Source organism: Amycolatopsis nivea (assembly GCF_004522235.1).
GTDB classification, from domain to species: domain Bacteria; phylum Actinomycetota; class Actinomycetes; order Mycobacteriales; family Pseudonocardiaceae; genus Amycolatopsis; species Amycolatopsis nivea.
Genome location: NZ_SDLT01000039.1, coordinates 24,057 through 39,223, shown reverse-complemented (window position 1 = coordinate 39,223; position 15,167 = coordinate 24,057). Strand labels below are relative to the sequence as shown.

Here is a 15,167-nt window from a genome sequence, read left to right as displayed (position 1 = left end):
ATGTGCCCGCCGTCCGGGCACTTCCAGCTGCCTGGCCGGCAGTGGATGAACTCCGGCCGGGAAAACATCTGCCGCCGGAGAGTCTTTACGACGAGCAACTGACTGAACGGCATCAGGTCCGTCTCAGTATCAAGGGAGTGAAGCGCCCCTGTCGACAGGGTGCGACATTTGGGTGACTCTGATAGCTGGCAGCAGGACAATCCCCCTGCTCAGACCAACATTCCTCCAACTCCGCCGCGGTTTGGTGTTCACAAAGGCAGACAGGCTTAATCGGGAACGCTAAAGTAGTTACCCGGTGTCAGAGCGTGACCTCACGACTGGGCCCAGCGGACCCGGGACGATCTACGCAGGGGAGGCGTACATCGTGACCGACAATCAGCAGGCCGCCCTGCCTTCAGTTCGAAGGTACGGCGGAGCTTCGATCGAGACGCTAGCCGTCGCCCCGTTGCTCGGCGACGGCTACTCGTATGACAAAGCGACGCTTCACGAAATCGCCACCGAGTTCGAAAATCTCGCCGACGCATACAAGATGGATCAGCTTTCCATTGACATAATATCTCGCACTCAGCCGCCGGGACTGGATCGCTCCAGCGATGAGAACGCGACCACTTTCGGCAGATCCGGAATTGCGCTGCTGAATTCGCTGCGCCAGTGTGAAAAGTACTGCCGCGACCAGGCGGCGAAGTACCGTGCGGCACTCGACCGGTACGGAGTCACCGAAGATGCGCATTCAACAGATCTTCATCGCACCGGCGGCAGCCTGTGAAACGGGGCGTACTGGTTGGCTGCATAGCCATGCTCGTTCTCGTAAGCTGTTCCGATACCATCGACGGACGGCCTGCACAGCCGACATCGCAATCGCCAAGAGGGGACACCACGACAGGTCAGGTGCCCGGCCCTGGCGTTCCGAAAGTGCTGACGCCCGTCGATGTCAGCCGGTTTAAGCAAAACCCCTGCAATGCACTGACTTCCACCCAGATTTCGGATCTTCTCGGCCCTCATGCCCGGGTTAAGCCCGACCTGAAGTCGCCCGCTGGACCCTCCTGCGGCTGGCTTTCCCTCGCCACGATTCAAGTGGCCGTCCCGAACGTAGACGACCTTGGTCTGACCTCGATCTATCGATCGCGAGGGGGCATCTACCCCTTCTTTCTTCCGCTCGCCCCAGTCAATGGCCTCCCAGCAGTCGCCTATGGCCAGGACGATTCACGTGCCAGCAGGGGCGAATGCGACGTCGCGGTTGGTGTCAGCGATCGCGAAACCATCGAAGTTTCCGTTAGGCAATCCCCAGAAAACAAAGGCAAGGAAGACCCCTGTGAATCCGCACGAAAAGTCGCGGAAAAGATACTTGGCAATCTTCCGGGAGCACGGTGATGACGAGCGAGTCTTTGAGTCCTGCGGAGATCTTTAACAAGGTTACTGGCGGGCAAGGAGCGGAATCACTCGGAGAGACCGATCGGGTCGCACTTCAGCTCAGCGAGCGATTGCTGGACCGGATCGACCGCATCGCCCAGCTCTCAGCAAAGGTGCGCGCCGGCTGGCAGGGAGCATCCGCCGAAGAAGCGGCCAATTCCACGACCCCGCTCATGGCCGCAACTGCGGATCACAGTACGAGCCTGGTGTCGCTCCACGCCGCGGCGAACGATCAGATATCAGCCTTCCAACTGGTTAAGAACACAGTAAAACCAATTGGGGATCGGCCGAAACTCACACCGCAGGACGTATACGACTTGATCCACGGGAACAGCAGCTACTTCCGTAAGCTGGACCAGTGGCAAGCCGATGCCCAGCACAACGTCGATGCCTACGCTGGCTATAACTCGGCCACCGAAACGAACACTGCCGCGATTCCCGCACTGTACGCGGAGCTGGCCGGCACGGATTTCCCTCCTATCAGCGTCGCCGGAGCCACCGGATCGCAGAAGCACCCGGCCCCGGGTCCCGTCAGTGGCAAGCCACCCACTGGTCACGGGCCCGAAGCGCCCGTGACAGAAGCGGGAAAACCCGTTCCTGGATCAACTGCGCCAGTTCAGGAGGAACGGGAAGCCTGGCCCGGGAACGGCAGCCACACCCCGTGGGTCCGCCACGGCAACGGCGAAACTCGGTCGACGGAGCCCCAGCCGTCGCCAGCCTCAGGCGCCTCGCCACCGAACCCGACTCGCATCAGTTCGCACGAGCCGAGCTTGGCACCGCTGCCGACACCACCCGGTTATCGATTCGGGCCATCGGGTCAGCCGGTCGCTGCCAACGGTCCCAGCGGGTTCGTTCCGCTCGGATACTCGCCCGGAGGTCCTCCGGAAGGCAACAGCGGTTCCCGAAGCAATACCGGCAGTGAGCCTGGCCCACGCGGCCGCTTCGGCGCTGGCAATGGTGCCGGCGCAGCCGTCGAACCGGTCCCCGGCCGCAGCGCCGCTGGAACACCCGGTGCCACAGGCAAAGCCAGCAGCGTGCTCAGCGGTGGAATACCCGGTAAGGCTGGCGAGAAGGAGGAAGACAAGGCGAAAAGAGCCCCCGCCTACCTCCACGAGACCGATCCCAACGAGCTGTTCGGCGGGAGCGACCTGAAGCCGGTGCCGCCGGTGATCGGCGCAGATCAGCCGCCTCACTAGCAGCTCGGGGGGAAGGGAGCCAGCGGTGCGCACGACCGATCTGTCTCTGGACGCCCTCCTTAGCGCGCTCAAGGAAGCTGGGTTCGCGGAGCCGCATCCGGTGTTCTCGGACCGGATCCGATTCGTCCCGGACGACAAGCCTCTCGACGGTGCCGTCCATGCCGAGCTGAGCCACTTGGGCCTGCTCGACCACGAACGGTTCACTGACGAGTTCGAGGACGTGCTCTATGCGTTGGCCCGCGCCGATACGGAGTACGTGGCCCACGTCGACAACCAGGGCACCCGTTACGGGGTCCTGGTCGCGGTCCGGGGACGAACCGGCGTGAAGGTGCTGTGCTCCGGCGATCGGGTGCGGCTGAAGGTGCTGGACGGAACCCGTACTCCGGCCGGTGCGCTGGTCGCGAGCCTGCCGCGGTACCGGCCGGCCCGGCTGAGCGCGTTCTCCCTGCCCCAGGAGGACTTCCAGGCGGACCTCACCGACGATCGCAGCCCGGCCGCCCGCGCAGTCGACGCCCTGTTCCAGCAGACCTGGTTCGGCGTCGGCGAGATAACCGTGGTCGTGCGCGAACCAGGGCGCGCGGAAGCCGGGCCGCTGAGCTACCTCGACCTCACCGACGGGCGCGTCGCGTTCGAGGTGTCCGGGCCCGAAGGAAACCGGTACATCACGGTGCTGCCCGGCGAGGACAGCCTGCTCACGGACAAGATCGCAGCCCTCCGCGACGGGCTGACCAGCTAGTTCAACCCGTCACGGGAGGTCAGTCGCTCTTCTTGGCCGCCGCCGCGTCCGGCTTCTTCTCCGCAGCCGCAGCCGCGGCCGGTGCCTCATCTGCCTCGGCGGAAGGCTCGGCCTCAGCCGAACCATCCTCGGAAGCGGTCTCCGAACCGGCCTCTTCCTTGTCGAAGCTCTGCGGCACCTTCTTCAGGTGCTTGCTCATCGAGCGGACCAGGAAGACGACCGCGACCAGGAACAGGATCAGCACCAGCAGGCCGACCGGCGAGGACTTGCCGAAGTCCTCGCCCTGGCCGCCGTTGTCCCCGCTGTCCGGCTGCTGGGCCAGCACCAGCGCCGACGCGGTGAGCGGGACGACCGCGACGGCCGGCACACCGAAACTCATGGGCTCACCTTCTCCTTGATGCCTGCGAACAGATCGTCCTCCGGCAGCGTGCTGTCCACCAGGGAGCGGTTCAGCTCGTACTCCTCAGTGGGCCACACCTCGCGCTGGATCTCCAGCGGAACGGCGAACCAGCGGCTGGTCGGGTCGATCTGCGTGGCGTGCGCCTTCAGCGCCTCGTCGCGCACCTCGAAGTATTCCCCGCACTCGATCCGGGTCGTCACCCGCTCCATGATGTCGGCACGGTTCGGGTCCCAGGACTTGAGCCACTCCTCGTACGGCGACTCCAGCCCGGCCTCCTTGAGCGCGGTGTCGAACGCCACCATCCTGGCCTTGGAGAACCCGTGCATGTAGTACAGCTTGAGCGGCTGCCACGGCTCGCCCGCCTCCGGGAACCGCTCCGGGTCGCCCGCCGCGTCGAAGGCCGCCATCGACACCTCGTGCGTGCGGATGTGGTCCGGGTGCGGGTACCCGCCGTTCTCGTCGTAGGTCGTGATGACGTGCGGGCGGAACTCGCGGATCACGCGCACCAGGGCCTCGGTGGACTCCTCCAGCGGGATCACCGCGAACGAGCCCTCCGGCACCGGCGGAAGCGGGTCGCCCTCGGGCAGCCCGGAGTCAATGAATCCCAGCCAGCGGTGGCTCACGCCGAGGATCTTCGCCGCGCGCGCCATCTCTTCGCGGCGGATCTCGGTCATGTTCGCGAGCACGTCCGGCCGGTCCATGGCCGGGTTGAGAATGCTGCCCGCCTCGCCTCCGGTGCAGGTCACGACCATGACCTCGTGCCCGTCGGCGACGTATTTGGCCATCGTGGCGGCGCCCTTGCTCGACTCGTCGTCGGGATGGGCGTGCACCGCCATCAGGCGCAGTCGCTGCTTGCGGTCTTCTGTTGTCAGCTCGTCGGCTCCCACCATGGTCCGAACGGCCCTTTCCTGTCCTGTTATTCCGTGACACCTGGTTGCGCCGCGGTAAACCGCCCCGGCTCCGCGCCGCCGGAACGGGTCGCGGATAATCGACCAGGGTGGTGCCCCGGACCGGCCGCACTGCCTATTGTCCCCAGGGGTACGACAAGTTTGACCGGAGGCCCGGATTTGCAGAGCGGGGAGACCGTGACCGCCGAGGGTGGTGCCGTGCCGGCGCGGCCCGCGGACCGGTACGGCACCGCGGGCAAGGGCATGCCGTCGAAACGCTGGCGGAGGTGGCTTTACGTGGCCATCGCGCTGGTCGTGAGCGGCGCGATCGGCTTCGTCTACTACCTCAACCTCGGCACGACTCCGATCGAAGCGGAGCGCATCGGCTTCGAGGAGCGGCCGGGCGACGCGATGCAGGTCACCATCAACGTCACTCGGGACGACGACAGCAAGCCCGGCGTGTGTGTCGTCCGGGTGCGCGACAAGTCCGGCGCCGAAAGCGGCCGCCGGGAGGTGCTGGTTCCCGCCGGGGCCGGCCACAGCAGGGTGAACACAGTGGTGAAGAGCATCGGGACCCCGGTGACCGCCGACGTGTTCGGCTGCTCGTATTCCATACCACGCTATCTGTCAACCCCGTAGCGGCCAACGGAGTGAAATGCGCGGCGAGCGTCCGCGCGGCGTGAAATGGACCGGCGTCGACCTGTCCTGCCGTGATACGCTCGTACACCAGCACGGCCCCCGACGGGCCGTGTTTTTCCTTTATCTCAGCCGCGTGCGTACGCGGTGGCCGGCTTGTACACCCAAGCCTGGCAGGCCCTACGAGGAGATGGTGACCGTGAGCGACACCAAGGTGACCTGGCTGACCCAGGATGCCTACGACAGGCTCAAGCACGAGCTCGACGAAATGATCGAGAATCGTCCGGTCATCGCCGCCCGCATCAACGACAGCCGCGAAGAGGGCGACCTCAAGGAGAACGGCGGCTACCACGCGGCCCGCGAAGAGCAGGGCCAGGCCGAAGCCCGGATCCGGCACCTCCAGGAGCTGCTGCGCAACGCGAAGGTCGGCGAGGCTCCGGACGACGACGGCACGGCGGGCCCCGGCAAGGTGCTCACCGTCAAGTACGACGGGGACGACGAGGAGGAGAAGTTCCTGCTCGCCACCCGGGAAGAGGGCGCGGAGGGCGCGCTCGACGTGTACTCCCCCGAGTCGCCGCTCGGCAAGGCGCTGCTCGGCGCCAAGGAGGGCGAGTCCCGCGAGTACGAGCTGCCCAACGGCAAGACCATGAAGGTCACCCTGGTCAAGGCGGTGCCCTACAGCGAGTCCTGACTCGTTTCCGCCGAACGCGCGCCCGCCCGGTTTTCCGTGGCCCGGCGCGCGTTCGGCGGTCTAGCGTGTCTTCCAGCACAACCACTGGAGGACACCGATGAGCACCCGACCGCTCTGCCTGACCTGCGGGATGCAGTACGCCGCCCCGCGCGCGGACTGCCCGATCTGCGAGGACGAGCGCCAATACGTGCCGCCGGGCGGGCAGAAGTGGACCGACCTGGCCACGCTCCGCGCAGACGGCAGCCTCAAGCCACGAGTCGAGGAGCAAGGACCGGGACTCATCGGCGTCGGTTCGGATCCGAAGTTCGCGATCGGCCAGCGCGCGCTGCTGGTCCGCGCGGACAACGGCAACCTCCTCTGGGACTGCTCCGCCTACCTCGACGACGCACTGATCGGCAAGATCACCGAACTCGGCGGCATCACCGGCATCGCGATCAGCCATCCGCACTACTACACGACGATGGTCGAATGGGCGCACGCCTTCGACGTCCCGGTCTACCTGCACGAGAACGACCAGCAGTGGATCGGCCGTCCGGACCCGTCGATCCAGCTGTGGACCGGCACGACGCTCGATGTCTCTCCAGATCTCCAGCTGATCAACCTCGGCGTGCATTTCGCCGGCGGCACGGTGCTGCACTGGCCGGACGGCGAGGAAGGCCGCGGCGCGCTGCTGACCGGCGACATCGTGCAGGTCATCCCGGACCGTACGCACGTCGGTTTCATGTACAGCTACCCGAACCTCATCCCGGAGCGGCCGAGCGTCGTACGGCACGCCGCGGAACTGTTGGAGCCGTACGCGTTCGACGCCATCTACGGCGCTTGGTGGGACGCAATCGTGCGTACGGACGGCCATAACGTCGTACAGCGCTCCGCGAAGCGCTACCTCACGTACGTGTCCTAGCCGTTCGTTCGAGCAACGGCCGCACTCGCGGCGGCACTGGTGTCGACAACGCGATCGAAGTCGACGTACGCAGAACATCGGGCACGCCAACCACTTCGTCGATGACGCGTTGCAGATCGTCGTTGTCGCGCGCGACAAGGCGTACGAAGAGGTCGCCTTGTCCGGTGGTGGCGTGCACTTCGCACACTTCGTCGATCGCAGCCAGTGCCTCCGCGACACCGGCGCGTTTGCCCTGCGCGATTTCCAGCACGGCGAACGCGGTGAGGCTGTACCCCATCGCGGCCAGATCGAGTTCGGGCGGGAAGCCGCCGAGGATGCCGCGTTCGGTGAGCCGGTCCAGCCGGGCCTGCACGGTGCCGCGCGCGACGCCGAGCCGGCGCGCGCATTCGAGCACGCCGAGCCGCGGCGAGTCGGTGAGCAACAGCAGCAGTCGCGCGTCGAGCGAGTCAAGCACCGGTTTTCTCCCTGCGCAGGTTGTCCAAGATGACCGAGCTGCTCCAGGATAAGCTGAGCACATTGTCCAGCTGAAACGGAAACCGTTGCGCAGCTTGCCGGGCGCGACTCATGCTCAGTGCATGACCTCCACGATGGATCCGCACGGCGCACTCGACGACGTCAGCTATGACCAGCTCCGCCAGCTCGTCGGACTGGTGGACCACGACGCCTCGACCGACCCGTTCCCGGTCAAGGCCCTCGACGCGGTGGTGTTCATCGCGGGCAACGCGACCCAGACCGCGTGGTTCTACCAGGTCGCGTTCGGCATGCAGCTGGTCGCGTACTCGGGCCCCGAAACGGGACAGCTCGACCACAAGGCCTTCGTGCTCAAGTCCGGCTCCGGGCGCTTCGTGATCACCGGCGGCGTGAAGCCGGACTCCCCGCTGCTCGACCACCACCGCCGCCACGGCGACGGCGTGATCGACCTCGCGCTGGAGACCACCGACGTCGACAAGTGCATCGAGCACGCCCGCAAGGAGGGCGCGACGATCCTCGAGGAGCCGCACGACGTCTCCGACGAGCACGGCACGATCCGCCGCGCGGCCATCGCGACCTACGGCGAGACCCGGCACACGCTCATCGACCGGTCCCGCTACAACGGCGTCTACCTGCCCGGCTACGAGCCGCGCGAGGGCACCGTGAAGCGGCCCGAGGGCGCGCCGAAGCGGCTGTTCCAGGCGGTCGACCACTGCGTCGGCAACGTCGAACTCGGCAAGATGGACTACTGGGTCGACTGGTACCACCGCGTCATGGGCTTCGTGAACATGGCGGAGTTCGTCGGCGACGACATCGCCACCGACTACTCGGCGCTGATGAGCAAGGTGGTGTCGAACGGCAACCACCGGGTCAAGTTCCCGCTCAACGAGCCCGCGATCGCGAAGAAGAAGTCGCAGATCGACGAGTACCTCGAGTTCTACGAGGGCGCGGGCTGCCAGCACATCGCGTTGGCCACCAACGACATCATCGCCACCATCACCGCGATGCGCGAGGCGGGCGTCGAATTCCTCGACACCCCGGACTCGTACTACGACGACCCCGAGCTGCGCGCCCGGATCGGCAAGGTGCGCGTGCCGATCGAAACGCTGAAGGAGCACCGGATCCTGGTCGACCGCGACGAGGACGGCTACCTGCTGCAGGTCTTCACCAAGCCGATCGGCGACCGGCCCACCGTGTTCTACGAGCTCATCGAGCGGCACGGTTCGCTCGGCTTCGGCAAGGGCAACTTCAAGGCCCTGTTCGAGGCCATCGAGCGGGAGCAGGAGCGCCGCGGCAACCTCTGATCCGCTCGCTCCCCTTCCCCGGCCCGTCCGCGAACCTCGCGGGCGGGCCGTTTTATTTAACAGCGCGCAACCGGAAGTTCGCGTACAGTAGTCGACATCACATACTAAACCGCGCCGCGCGGACAATTCGGAACCGCGCGGAACCGACGGGGCCGCGCGACCGTCATTCTGGAGAAGTCACCGTGGAGAGAGGGGCCCGATGCCGGACAGCGTCGACGCCAGCGAGCAGATGATCGAGGGCTGGACCAAGCAACTCCAGCAGACTGCTGCCCGCTACCAGGCGATGGCCGAGCGCATGCAGGGCCAAACCGTCACCGAACGGTCGAAGGATGGTGCGGTCGAGGTCACCGTGGATGCCAAGGGGCTGCTGAAGAACCTGGTGCTCGCGGACTCCGCGGCGGGCAAGAAGATGGCCGACGTCTCCGCCGAGGTGATGCGGCTCGTGCAGCGCGCGCAGGCCCGGATTCCCGAACTGCTGCAGCAGGCCGCGGCCGAGACCGTCGGCGGCGACGAGACCGCGGAAACCCTGGTGGCCGACGCGCAGCGGACGTTCCCCGCGCCGCCGGTCGAGGAGCAGGCCGAGTCCGCGTCCGACCGCGTGCGCCGGTTCCTGCCCGAGGACGCCGAAGAAACCGGTGCCCCCGCACCGCCGCCGGCGCGTCCGGCAGGCCCGCCGACACCACCGCCACCGCCTCAGCAGCAACGTCGCCGCCGGAGCTCGTCGGACGATGACGACGACTTCGGCGGATCGATCCTGTCCTGACTTCAAGCCGTTCCAGGGGGAAGAAAAACCATGGCACCCAGGGGTTATGAGATCGGCGGCGATCTCGAGGCGCACGCCCGTCAGCTCGACGGGATCGCCGACGGGCTGAAGCAGGCTGTCGACGCCGCGAACCAGGTCAGCATGCCGACCGACGCGTACGGCATTCTCTGCCAGCCGTTCCGGATGATGCTCGACCCGGTCGAGAACTACGGGATCAACGCGCTGGAGAACACCGTCACGGCGATGGACGCCCAGGCGCAGAAGGTGCGCGACGCGGCGAAGGCGTACGACAGCTACGAAAGCGAAGCCGCCGGTTCGATGAAGGCGAGCGACTGATGCCCGAAGGAAATCCGCTGGTCGCAGAGTCCAAAAAGGACGGCGACGGGCCGGGGCCGTTCACCGAGGGCAACGGCGACTACGGCTACGCCACCGGCATCAACATCGCCGAATCGGCCACCGACGCGTTCAAGGGGATCGCGGACGGCGACTGGGTTTCCGGCGGCCTCGGCGTCGCGAGCCTCGCCGGCGAGATCGCGGGCGCGGCGATCGACCCGTTCGGCTACCTGATGTCGTCGGTGGCGTCGTTCCTGATGGAGCACGTGCAGCCGCTGAAGGACATGCTGGACTCGGTCGCGGGCAACCCGCCGGTGATCCAGTCCTATGCCGACACCTGGGGCAACGTCGCGAAGGCGTTGCAGGAACGGCAGAAAGACCTCGAGAACGCGGTCAAGACCGGCACCGCGGAGTGGAAGGGCGACGGCGCGGACGCGTACCGGAAGTCCGCGGCGGAAGCGGCCGAGGCGATCGGCGGCGCGGCGACGGTCGCGAGCGCGATCGGCACCGTCACGATGATCATGGGCCAGGTCGTCGCTTTCGTGCGCGGCCTGGTGCGCCAGCTCATCGCGGACCTGGTGGGCAAGCTGATCTCCTGGGTCATGGAGGAGGTGTTCTCGCTCGGGTTCGGGACGCCGCTGGTGGTCGCGCAGGCGGTCACGGCGATCTCCAAGTGGGGCGAGAAGATCAGCGAGCTGCTGACGAAGCTGTGCGAGACGATGCGCCGGGTCTCGCCGCTGCTCGGCAAGCTCGCCGAGGTTTTCACGAAGATCATCAAGGTGCTGGGCAAGCTGGCCGGCAAGGTCACCGGCCTCGACGTGATCAGCACGAAGAACATCAAGGCGGGCGGCTTCTTCCACCGCGGCGGCTCCGGCGGCGGTACGGGCGGTTCCGGCGGCGGGCCCCACACCGGATCCGGCGACGGGGACGCGGATCCCGGTTCGCCGTCCGGTTCGCGTCGCTCCAACGGGTCGGACGGTGCGGACGGCGACAGTCCGAACAGCGGCCACAACAGTTCAGATGATGCTGACGGCTCCGATGCGCCCGGCGATCGCTCGGGGGATTCCGGCAGCCCCAACGGGTCCGACAGTCCCAGCAGCGACAGCCCGTCGGCTGACAGTTCGCCTTCGTCGTCACCGGATGGCACTGGACCGTCCACAATCGACACTGTGACGTCGTCGCCCCGGCGCGGTTCCGACAGCCCGGTCGGGAGCCACACCGACTCCAGCCCGTCGACGTTCGCCGGTGATTCGAGCCCGACGTCCGGGGTCGGAAACAGTGCCCCGGACAGTTCTTACTCGCCGCAAAGCTCTTCGCACAGCGACGGCCCGTCCTCGGTCAGCGCTCCGCCCAGCCATTCCAGCGGGGCACCGCATTCCGGCGGTTCCTCGTCGTCGGGCGGCGGCACGCATTCCGGCGGCAGCGAGCCGAGCCCGCATCATTCGAGCAGCAACGATTCGACGTCGGCGAGCGGGTACGCCCCGCCTCGCGCGGACGCTCCTTCCCCGCAAGCCGCTCCCCCGCAGCACATCCGCTCGAACGACGGCGGCGGTTCGGCACCGAACCAGAGCCCGGCGGGCGGCGGAATCCCGCAGCAGGGTGGCGGCGGCAGCCCGACCAGCGCCCCGGCCAGTGGCGGCAGTCCGTCGCCTCGGCCCACCGGCAGCGGCTGGACTGGGACGCCGGGGTCGCGGGCTCCTGACGTCGCGCCGAACCGGGTTCCGGACAGCGGTCCTTCCGGCCGGCGGCCGAGCGGCGGCCCGAGCCCGGCGGACAGCGGCGGGCCGAGCCGCACTCCGGATCGTTCCGGGCCCGCGCCGCAGCGGCCTAGCGACGGCGGTTCCTCGGCCCCGGCGCAGCGAACCGGCGATGGCGGGTCCGGTCGCCCGTCGGACGGTGGCTCCACGCCGCGCACCGGCGACGGCGGCTCCAGTCGGCCTTCAGATGGCGGCTCCACGCCGCGCTCTGGCGACTCCTCCGGCGGTGGCGGATCTTCGCCGCAGCGTCCGGCGGATTCGTCGAGCGGTCCGCAGCGTCCCGGCGACGGCGGCGACGTCGGACAGCCCAAACGGCCTGGTACGGATCCGGGTCTCGGCCGTTCGGAGCCCGCTCCGACGTCCGGCGGCGGATCGCCCTCGTCGGCGAACCGCGGGTCCGGCGACGGTTCCGCACCCCCGGCTGCGGCGGCTGTCGCGACCGGTCCCGGCGGTGCCCAGCGCGGCACGGAGGCAGGCGGCACACGGCGTCCCGACGGCTCCCCCGAACCCGTCGCACGCAGCGGCGCTCGCACTGACGCGCCGCCCGCCAAGCCCGGCGAAGCCAACAGTCCACAACGGACTGGGAAACCGAACGCCGACGAGCCAGGAAAGCCGAAGGACGGCGGCAAACCCGAGAACACCGCCCCGGACAAGAAGCACGACGACGGGAAAGGCAAGCCGGGCAACGACAAGTCCGACCACAAACCGGATCACGACGCGCCCGAGCGCAAGCCGGACCACGCCGGCCCGGAGCCCAAGCACCAGGACCCGAAGCACCACGACGGGGACGGGTCGAACCACCACGACAACCCCGACCACGACGGCACCCCGCCGCACCACGACGAGCCGCTGTCGCCGGACGAGGTCAACCACCGGCACGCCGAAGACACCCCGGCGGGCAGCTCGTACCACCGCGGCGACCCGGAACTCGGCGACCTGCCGCACCGCGTCCAGCCGGACCCGGACGGGCGCTACACGGTGGACGTGCACGTCACAGCGGACGGCCACGCCCGCATCGGCGACCGGCTGTACACGCCGGAAGAGTTCGCGGACATCCTGCGGCGCAACGGGAACTACGACGGCAGGCCGATCCGGCTGATCGGCTGCGACGCGGGGTCGAACGACTTCGCGCACCGGCTGTCGCGCGACCTCGACACCGAAGTGATGGCCCCGAGCAAGCCTGCGTGGACCGATTCGAACGGCCGGGTCTTCTCGTCCAACTACGAAATCGGGCCGGACGGACGGATGCGGCCGCGGATCCCGCCGGACGGCGAATGGTCGGTGCACCGTCCGGACGGCACGTCGCACCACGTCGGCGACGACGGTTTCGCCCCGGACGGCAAACACCACGACCCGCACGACATCGACGCCGACAGCGCCGTCGACCGCGGACAGCCGCCGTTCAACCAGGAACAGCGGGACCAGGACGTGCGCGACCTCCGCCAGGAGAACCGCGACCGCCGCGCCGAGGGTCTCGACGACGTGCGAGAGCTGAACGGGAACCGCAACCCGCTCACCGACGACGTGCGCCGCCCGCACGAACGGGCCCTCACCACGGCGAGGTACCGCGACGCGAACGGCGACACGGTCGATCTCTACAGCTTCAGCGGGAAGTCCCACGACTGGGCGCCGGCGAAGGATGGTCCCGAGTGGCCGAAGTCCGAGCGGCTGTTCGGCACCAAGGACGCCGGTCCGTACCGGCCCGAACTCGGCATGCCCGACCCCGACGGCAAGTTCGGCCGCACCCACGACTCGGAACCGAAGCTGCTCGAAGAAATGGTGCGGCACAATTTCGCCGCCCGTTCCGGACTCGACCGCGACGAAATCGACGACATCGTCAAGAAGCAAATCGAGAAATCCCGGCGCGAGGAAGCGGCGTACCTCAAAGCCAACAACGAAAACATGTACCGCGAAGGGCTTCGCGGCGACACCGCGCGGGCCCGGGACCGAATGGACGGCGCACTCGAGGAAATCAACCGCCGCGGTGCGGAACGCGCGCACCAGAACGGGCAGACCTACACGCCGGTGACGCGCGAAGACATGAGCGGCGACCTGCGGATGGTGGTGGACCTGCCGTCGACCAAGCGGGACATGATTCCGAACGAGTACCAGATCTGCGACTCCTGTACCGATGTTATCCTGCAGTACAAGCAGCTTTTCCCGAATGTCCGGGTCGAGGTCGTCAACCTCGCCGGTGAAAGGTTGATGTGATGACGGCGTCTCCGGGCGACGGCGCGGAACTGGTTCGCGCGATCTTCGCCGGTGCGGTCGAAGCCGGTTTGCGCGCGGAATCGGTGCGCGGAGCATCCGATGCCGAGATCGACGCGATGGCGCAAGACCAGCGCGCCCGGGCCGTGCCCGCCGCGGCGAGGGAAGTGCTGCGCCTCATCGGCACGACGCACGGACTGTGGCTGCCGGGCAGTTCGCTGGGCGTGGCCGCGGTGCGCGGCGAGGCCAAGAACCACGCCGTCGCCACCGCGAACGCGCAGAACGCCGAACTGTCCGATGTGGACGGCGCGCTGGTGCTGGCCGCGCACGGCGGGTACACCTACCACGTGGTCGACGGCGCCGACGCCGATCAGGACGACCCGCGGGTCTGGCTGCTCACCGAAGACGAGCCCGCGCGCGTCGCTTGGACTTCGGTCAGCGCGTGGTTCAAGGCCATCACTCCGGACGTCGAGCGGTATCGCGAGCGCCTGGAGGTCATGCGCGAGACCGGGTCCGATTTCCTGCCGCCGTGGGCGCAGGACATCGTCGTCGGCGGATGACCGTGCCGCTCGCGGACCAGGGCGGGACTGCCGTTGCCCGGCATTCCGTCGGCGTCGACGTCGCGTGGAAGCAGGTCGAGAAGCTGTCGCCGCAGGTGGCTTTCTACTTCGACTACCTCGCGCAGGACACCGGCGTGCTGGCGAACATCGTGCGCCGGGAACTGATGCTCGGGCAGTACCGGAGCGTCGTCGACCCGGACACCGAGGACCCGGACACCTGGGGCGATCTCGAGCTCGCCGCTCAGGCCGCAGCCGCTGCGTTCACCGCGGCGTGCGCGCCAGAGGGGCAAGAGGTCGAGGCAGTAATCGGCAGGCCGCGGCGCTTCGCCGCCACCGGCCCCACGTCGCACACCGGCCCGGCGGCTTGGCTCACCGCGGCTTGGCTCGCCGTGATTCAGCGCGATGACGTGCTGATCCAGCAGCTGGCCGCGGTACCGCTGGACGTGCTGCGCGCGTCGGGCATCGAGTACGACGCATACCTGTACCCGTGGGTCGAGACGCTGCAGACGTTCCTCGCGCACCGCGAGGTCACTCCGGAGATGTTCCTGCCCGCGATGGACGGCACCGACCCGGACACCGCGCGGTTCACGCCTGCCGAGGTAATGCTGCAGCTCGTGTACCCGCCGATCCGGATGTTCTACTACGTGCTGCGCCGGGACTCGAAGAAGTTCGCCGAGGCGTTCGTCTCCGCGCTGGAGCGGCATCGCGAGTACTGGACCGCCGAGGACCGCGCCACCGATCCGGACGGCTTCCTTGCCCTGGCCCCGCTGGCGGTCGCGGTGCTCGCCCGTTCGGTCGGGATGACCTTCGACGTGCAGTCCGGTTACACGCCGGCCACCCTGCTCGCGGGCCTTCGCCCGTCGCGGAACGGTTGATCGAAATGAAGCGTTCGCCCGGTGAGGAGCCGCTGAACC

16 protein-coding genes are annotated in these 15,167 nt (G+C 67.9%); 13 read left to right on the top strand and 3 right to left on the bottom strand.

The window, feature by feature from the left end; translation table 11 throughout:
- The first annotated feature begins 364 nt into the window (after positions 1 to 364).
- Genes EIZ44_RS34745 through EIZ44_RS34730 form a run of 4 tightly spaced genes read left to right on the top strand, consistent with a single transcriptional unit; the run spans position 365 to position 3,342 of the window.
- Entirely contained in the window at positions 365 to 766 is a 402-nt protein-coding gene (locus EIZ44_RS34745) for a hypothetical protein (protein WP_134667065.1), read from the top strand.
- A 29-nt stretch (positions 767 to 795) separates the two neighbouring features.
- A complete protein-coding gene (locus EIZ44_RS34740; RefSeq protein WP_205670147.1) occupies positions 796 to 1,371 on the top strand; it encodes a DUF3558 domain-containing protein in 576 nt (191 codons plus the stop codon).
- Positions 1,371 to 2,606, top strand: a complete 1,236-nt coding sequence (locus EIZ44_RS34735) for a hypothetical protein (protein ID WP_134667067.1) — start codon at positions 1,371 to 1,373, stop codon at positions 2,604 to 2,606. The genes EIZ44_RS34740 and EIZ44_RS34735 overlap by 1 nt, the downstream gene beginning before the upstream one ends.
- A 25-nt stretch (positions 2,607 to 2,631) precedes the next feature.
- Complete coding sequence (locus tag EIZ44_RS34730) at positions 2,632 to 3,342, top strand: ESX secretion-associated protein EspG (RefSeq protein ID WP_134733413.1); 711 nt, start codon at positions 2,632 to 2,634, stop codon at positions 3,340 to 3,342.
- A 19-nt stretch (positions 3,343 to 3,361) separates the two neighbouring features.
- Here the strand turns inward: EIZ44_RS34730 and EIZ44_RS34725 are convergent, their stop codons facing one another.
- Together EIZ44_RS34725 and mca are read right to left on the bottom strand one after the other, a co-directional pair.
- Positions 3,362 to 3,721 (bottom strand): hypothetical protein, encoded by a 360-nt coding sequence (locus EIZ44_RS34725; RefSeq protein WP_134667071.1) that lies wholly within the window; start codon positions 3,719 to 3,721, stop codon positions 3,362 to 3,364.
- Positions 3,718 to 4,632, bottom strand: coding sequence for a mycothiol conjugate amidase Mca (gene mca / locus EIZ44_RS34720; RefSeq protein WP_037816719.1), 915 nt, complete (start codon positions 4,630 to 4,632; stop codon positions 3,718 to 3,720). Before mca ends, EIZ44_RS34725 begins: the two co-directional genes overlap by 4 nt.
- Positions 4,633 to 4,893: 261 nt before the next feature.
- Here mca and EIZ44_RS34715 point away from each other — a divergent pair, with 261 nt between their 5' ends.
- From EIZ44_RS34715 to EIZ44_RS34705, 3 genes are all read left to right on the top strand, one after another.
- On the top strand, positions 4,894 to 5,268 hold the full coding sequence (locus EIZ44_RS34715; protein ID WP_205670152.1) for a DUF4307 domain-containing protein: 375 nt from the start codon (positions 4,894 to 4,896) through the stop codon (positions 5,266 to 5,268).
- Between the two features lie 187 nt (positions 5,269 to 5,455).
- The gene (gene greA, locus EIZ44_RS34710) at positions 5,456 to 5,956 is read left to right on the top strand and encodes a transcription elongation factor GreA (RefSeq protein ID WP_037816721.1); all 501 of its coding nucleotides are present in this window, start codon (positions 5,456 to 5,458) and stop codon (positions 5,954 to 5,956) included.
- A 97-nt stretch (positions 5,957 to 6,053) separates the two neighbouring features.
- Entirely contained in the window at positions 6,054 to 6,857 is an 804-nt protein-coding gene (locus EIZ44_RS34705; RefSeq protein WP_134733411.1) for an MBL fold metallo-hydrolase, read from the top strand.
- Here the strand turns inward: EIZ44_RS34705 and EIZ44_RS34700 are convergent.
- A complete protein-coding gene (locus tag EIZ44_RS34700; protein ID WP_009083170.1) occupies positions 6,841 to 7,311 on the bottom strand; it encodes an Lrp/AsnC family transcriptional regulator in 471 nt (156 codons plus the stop codon). The genes EIZ44_RS34705 and EIZ44_RS34700 overlap by 17 nt on opposite strands.
- A 121-nt stretch (positions 7,312 to 7,432) precedes the next feature.
- Here EIZ44_RS34700 and hppD point away from each other — a divergent pair, with 121 nt between their 5' ends.
- The 6 genes from hppD to EIZ44_RS34670 all read left to right on the top strand — a co-directional run bounded on the left by hppD (position 7,433) and on the right by EIZ44_RS34670 (position 15,128).
- Positions 7,433 to 8,632 (top strand): 4-hydroxyphenylpyruvate dioxygenase, encoded by a 1,200-nt coding sequence (gene hppD / locus EIZ44_RS34695; protein ID WP_037816724.1) that lies wholly within the window; start codon positions 7,433 to 7,435, stop codon positions 8,630 to 8,632.
- A gap of 199 nt (positions 8,633 to 8,831) precedes the next feature.
- A complete protein-coding gene (locus EIZ44_RS34690; protein WP_134667077.1) occupies positions 8,832 to 9,395 on the top strand; it encodes a YbaB/EbfC family nucleoid-associated protein in 564 nt (187 codons plus the stop codon).
- Between the two features lie 30 nt (positions 9,396 to 9,425).
- Entirely contained in the window at positions 9,426 to 9,731 is a 306-nt protein-coding gene (locus EIZ44_RS34685) for a type VII secretion target (RefSeq protein ID WP_037816726.1), read from the top strand.
- Positions 9,731 to 13,696 (top strand): DUF8616 domain-containing protein, encoded by a 3,966-nt coding sequence (locus EIZ44_RS34680; protein WP_134733409.1) that lies wholly within the window; start codon positions 9,731 to 9,733, stop codon positions 13,694 to 13,696. The genes EIZ44_RS34685 and EIZ44_RS34680 overlap by 1 nt, the downstream gene beginning before the upstream one ends.
- On the top strand, positions 13,696 to 14,253 hold the full coding sequence (locus EIZ44_RS34675; protein ID WP_037816728.1) for a hypothetical protein: 558 nt from the start codon (positions 13,696 to 13,698) through the stop codon (positions 14,251 to 14,253). The genes EIZ44_RS34680 and EIZ44_RS34675 overlap by 1 nt, the downstream gene beginning before the upstream one ends.
- The gene (locus EIZ44_RS34670) at positions 14,223 to 15,128 is read left to right on the top strand and encodes an immunity 49 family protein (protein WP_240691499.1); all 906 of its coding nucleotides are present in this window, start codon (positions 14,223 to 14,225) and stop codon (positions 15,126 to 15,128) included. Before EIZ44_RS34675 ends, EIZ44_RS34670 begins: the two co-directional genes overlap by 31 nt.
- The last annotated feature ends 39 nt before the right edge of the window (positions 15,129 to 15,167 follow it).

Excerpts from the sequence above, each read along its gene's own strand:
- hppD (WP_037816724.1), top strand. The coding sequence starts at position 7,433 with ATGACCTCCACGATGGATCCGCACGGCGCACTCGACGACGTCAGCTAT.
- EIZ44_RS34725 (WP_134667071.1), bottom strand. The coding sequence starts at position 3,721 with ATGAGTTTCGGTGTGCCGGCCGTCGCGGTCGTCCCGCTCACCGCGTCG.
- EIZ44_RS34735 (WP_134667067.1), top strand. The coding sequence starts at position 1,371 with ATGACGAGCGAGTCTTTGAGTCCTGCGGAGATCTTTAACAAGGTTACT.
- EIZ44_RS34715 (WP_205670152.1), top strand. The coding sequence starts at position 4,894 with ATGCCGTCGAAACGCTGGCGGAGGTGGCTTTACGTGGCCATCGCGCTG.
- mca (WP_037816719.1), bottom strand. The coding sequence starts at position 4,632 with ATGGTGGGAGCCGACGAGCTGACAACAGAAGACCGCAAGCAGCGACTG.
- EIZ44_RS34690 (WP_134667077.1), top strand. The coding sequence starts at position 8,832 with ATGCCGGACAGCGTCGACGCCAGCGAGCAGATGATCGAGGGCTGGACC.
- EIZ44_RS34685 (WP_037816726.1), top strand. The coding sequence starts at position 9,426 with ATGGCACCCAGGGGTTATGAGATCGGCGGCGATCTCGAGGCGCACGCC.
- EIZ44_RS34740 (WP_205670147.1), top strand. The coding sequence starts at position 796 with ATGCTCGTTCTCGTAAGCTGTTCCGATACCATCGACGGACGGCCTGCA.
- EIZ44_RS34680 (WP_134733409.1), top strand. The coding sequence starts at position 9,731 with ATGCCCGAAGGAAATCCGCTGGTCGCAGAGTCCAAAAAGGACGGCGAC.
- EIZ44_RS34705 (WP_134733411.1), top strand. The coding sequence starts at position 6,054 with ATGAGCACCCGACCGCTCTGCCTGACCTGCGGGATGCAGTACGCCGCC.
- greA (WP_037816721.1), top strand. The coding sequence starts at position 5,456 with ATGGTGACCGTGAGCGACACCAAGGTGACCTGGCTGACCCAGGATGCC.
- EIZ44_RS34675 (WP_037816728.1), top strand. The coding sequence starts at position 13,696 with ATGACGGCGTCTCCGGGCGACGGCGCGGAACTGGTTCGCGCGATCTTC.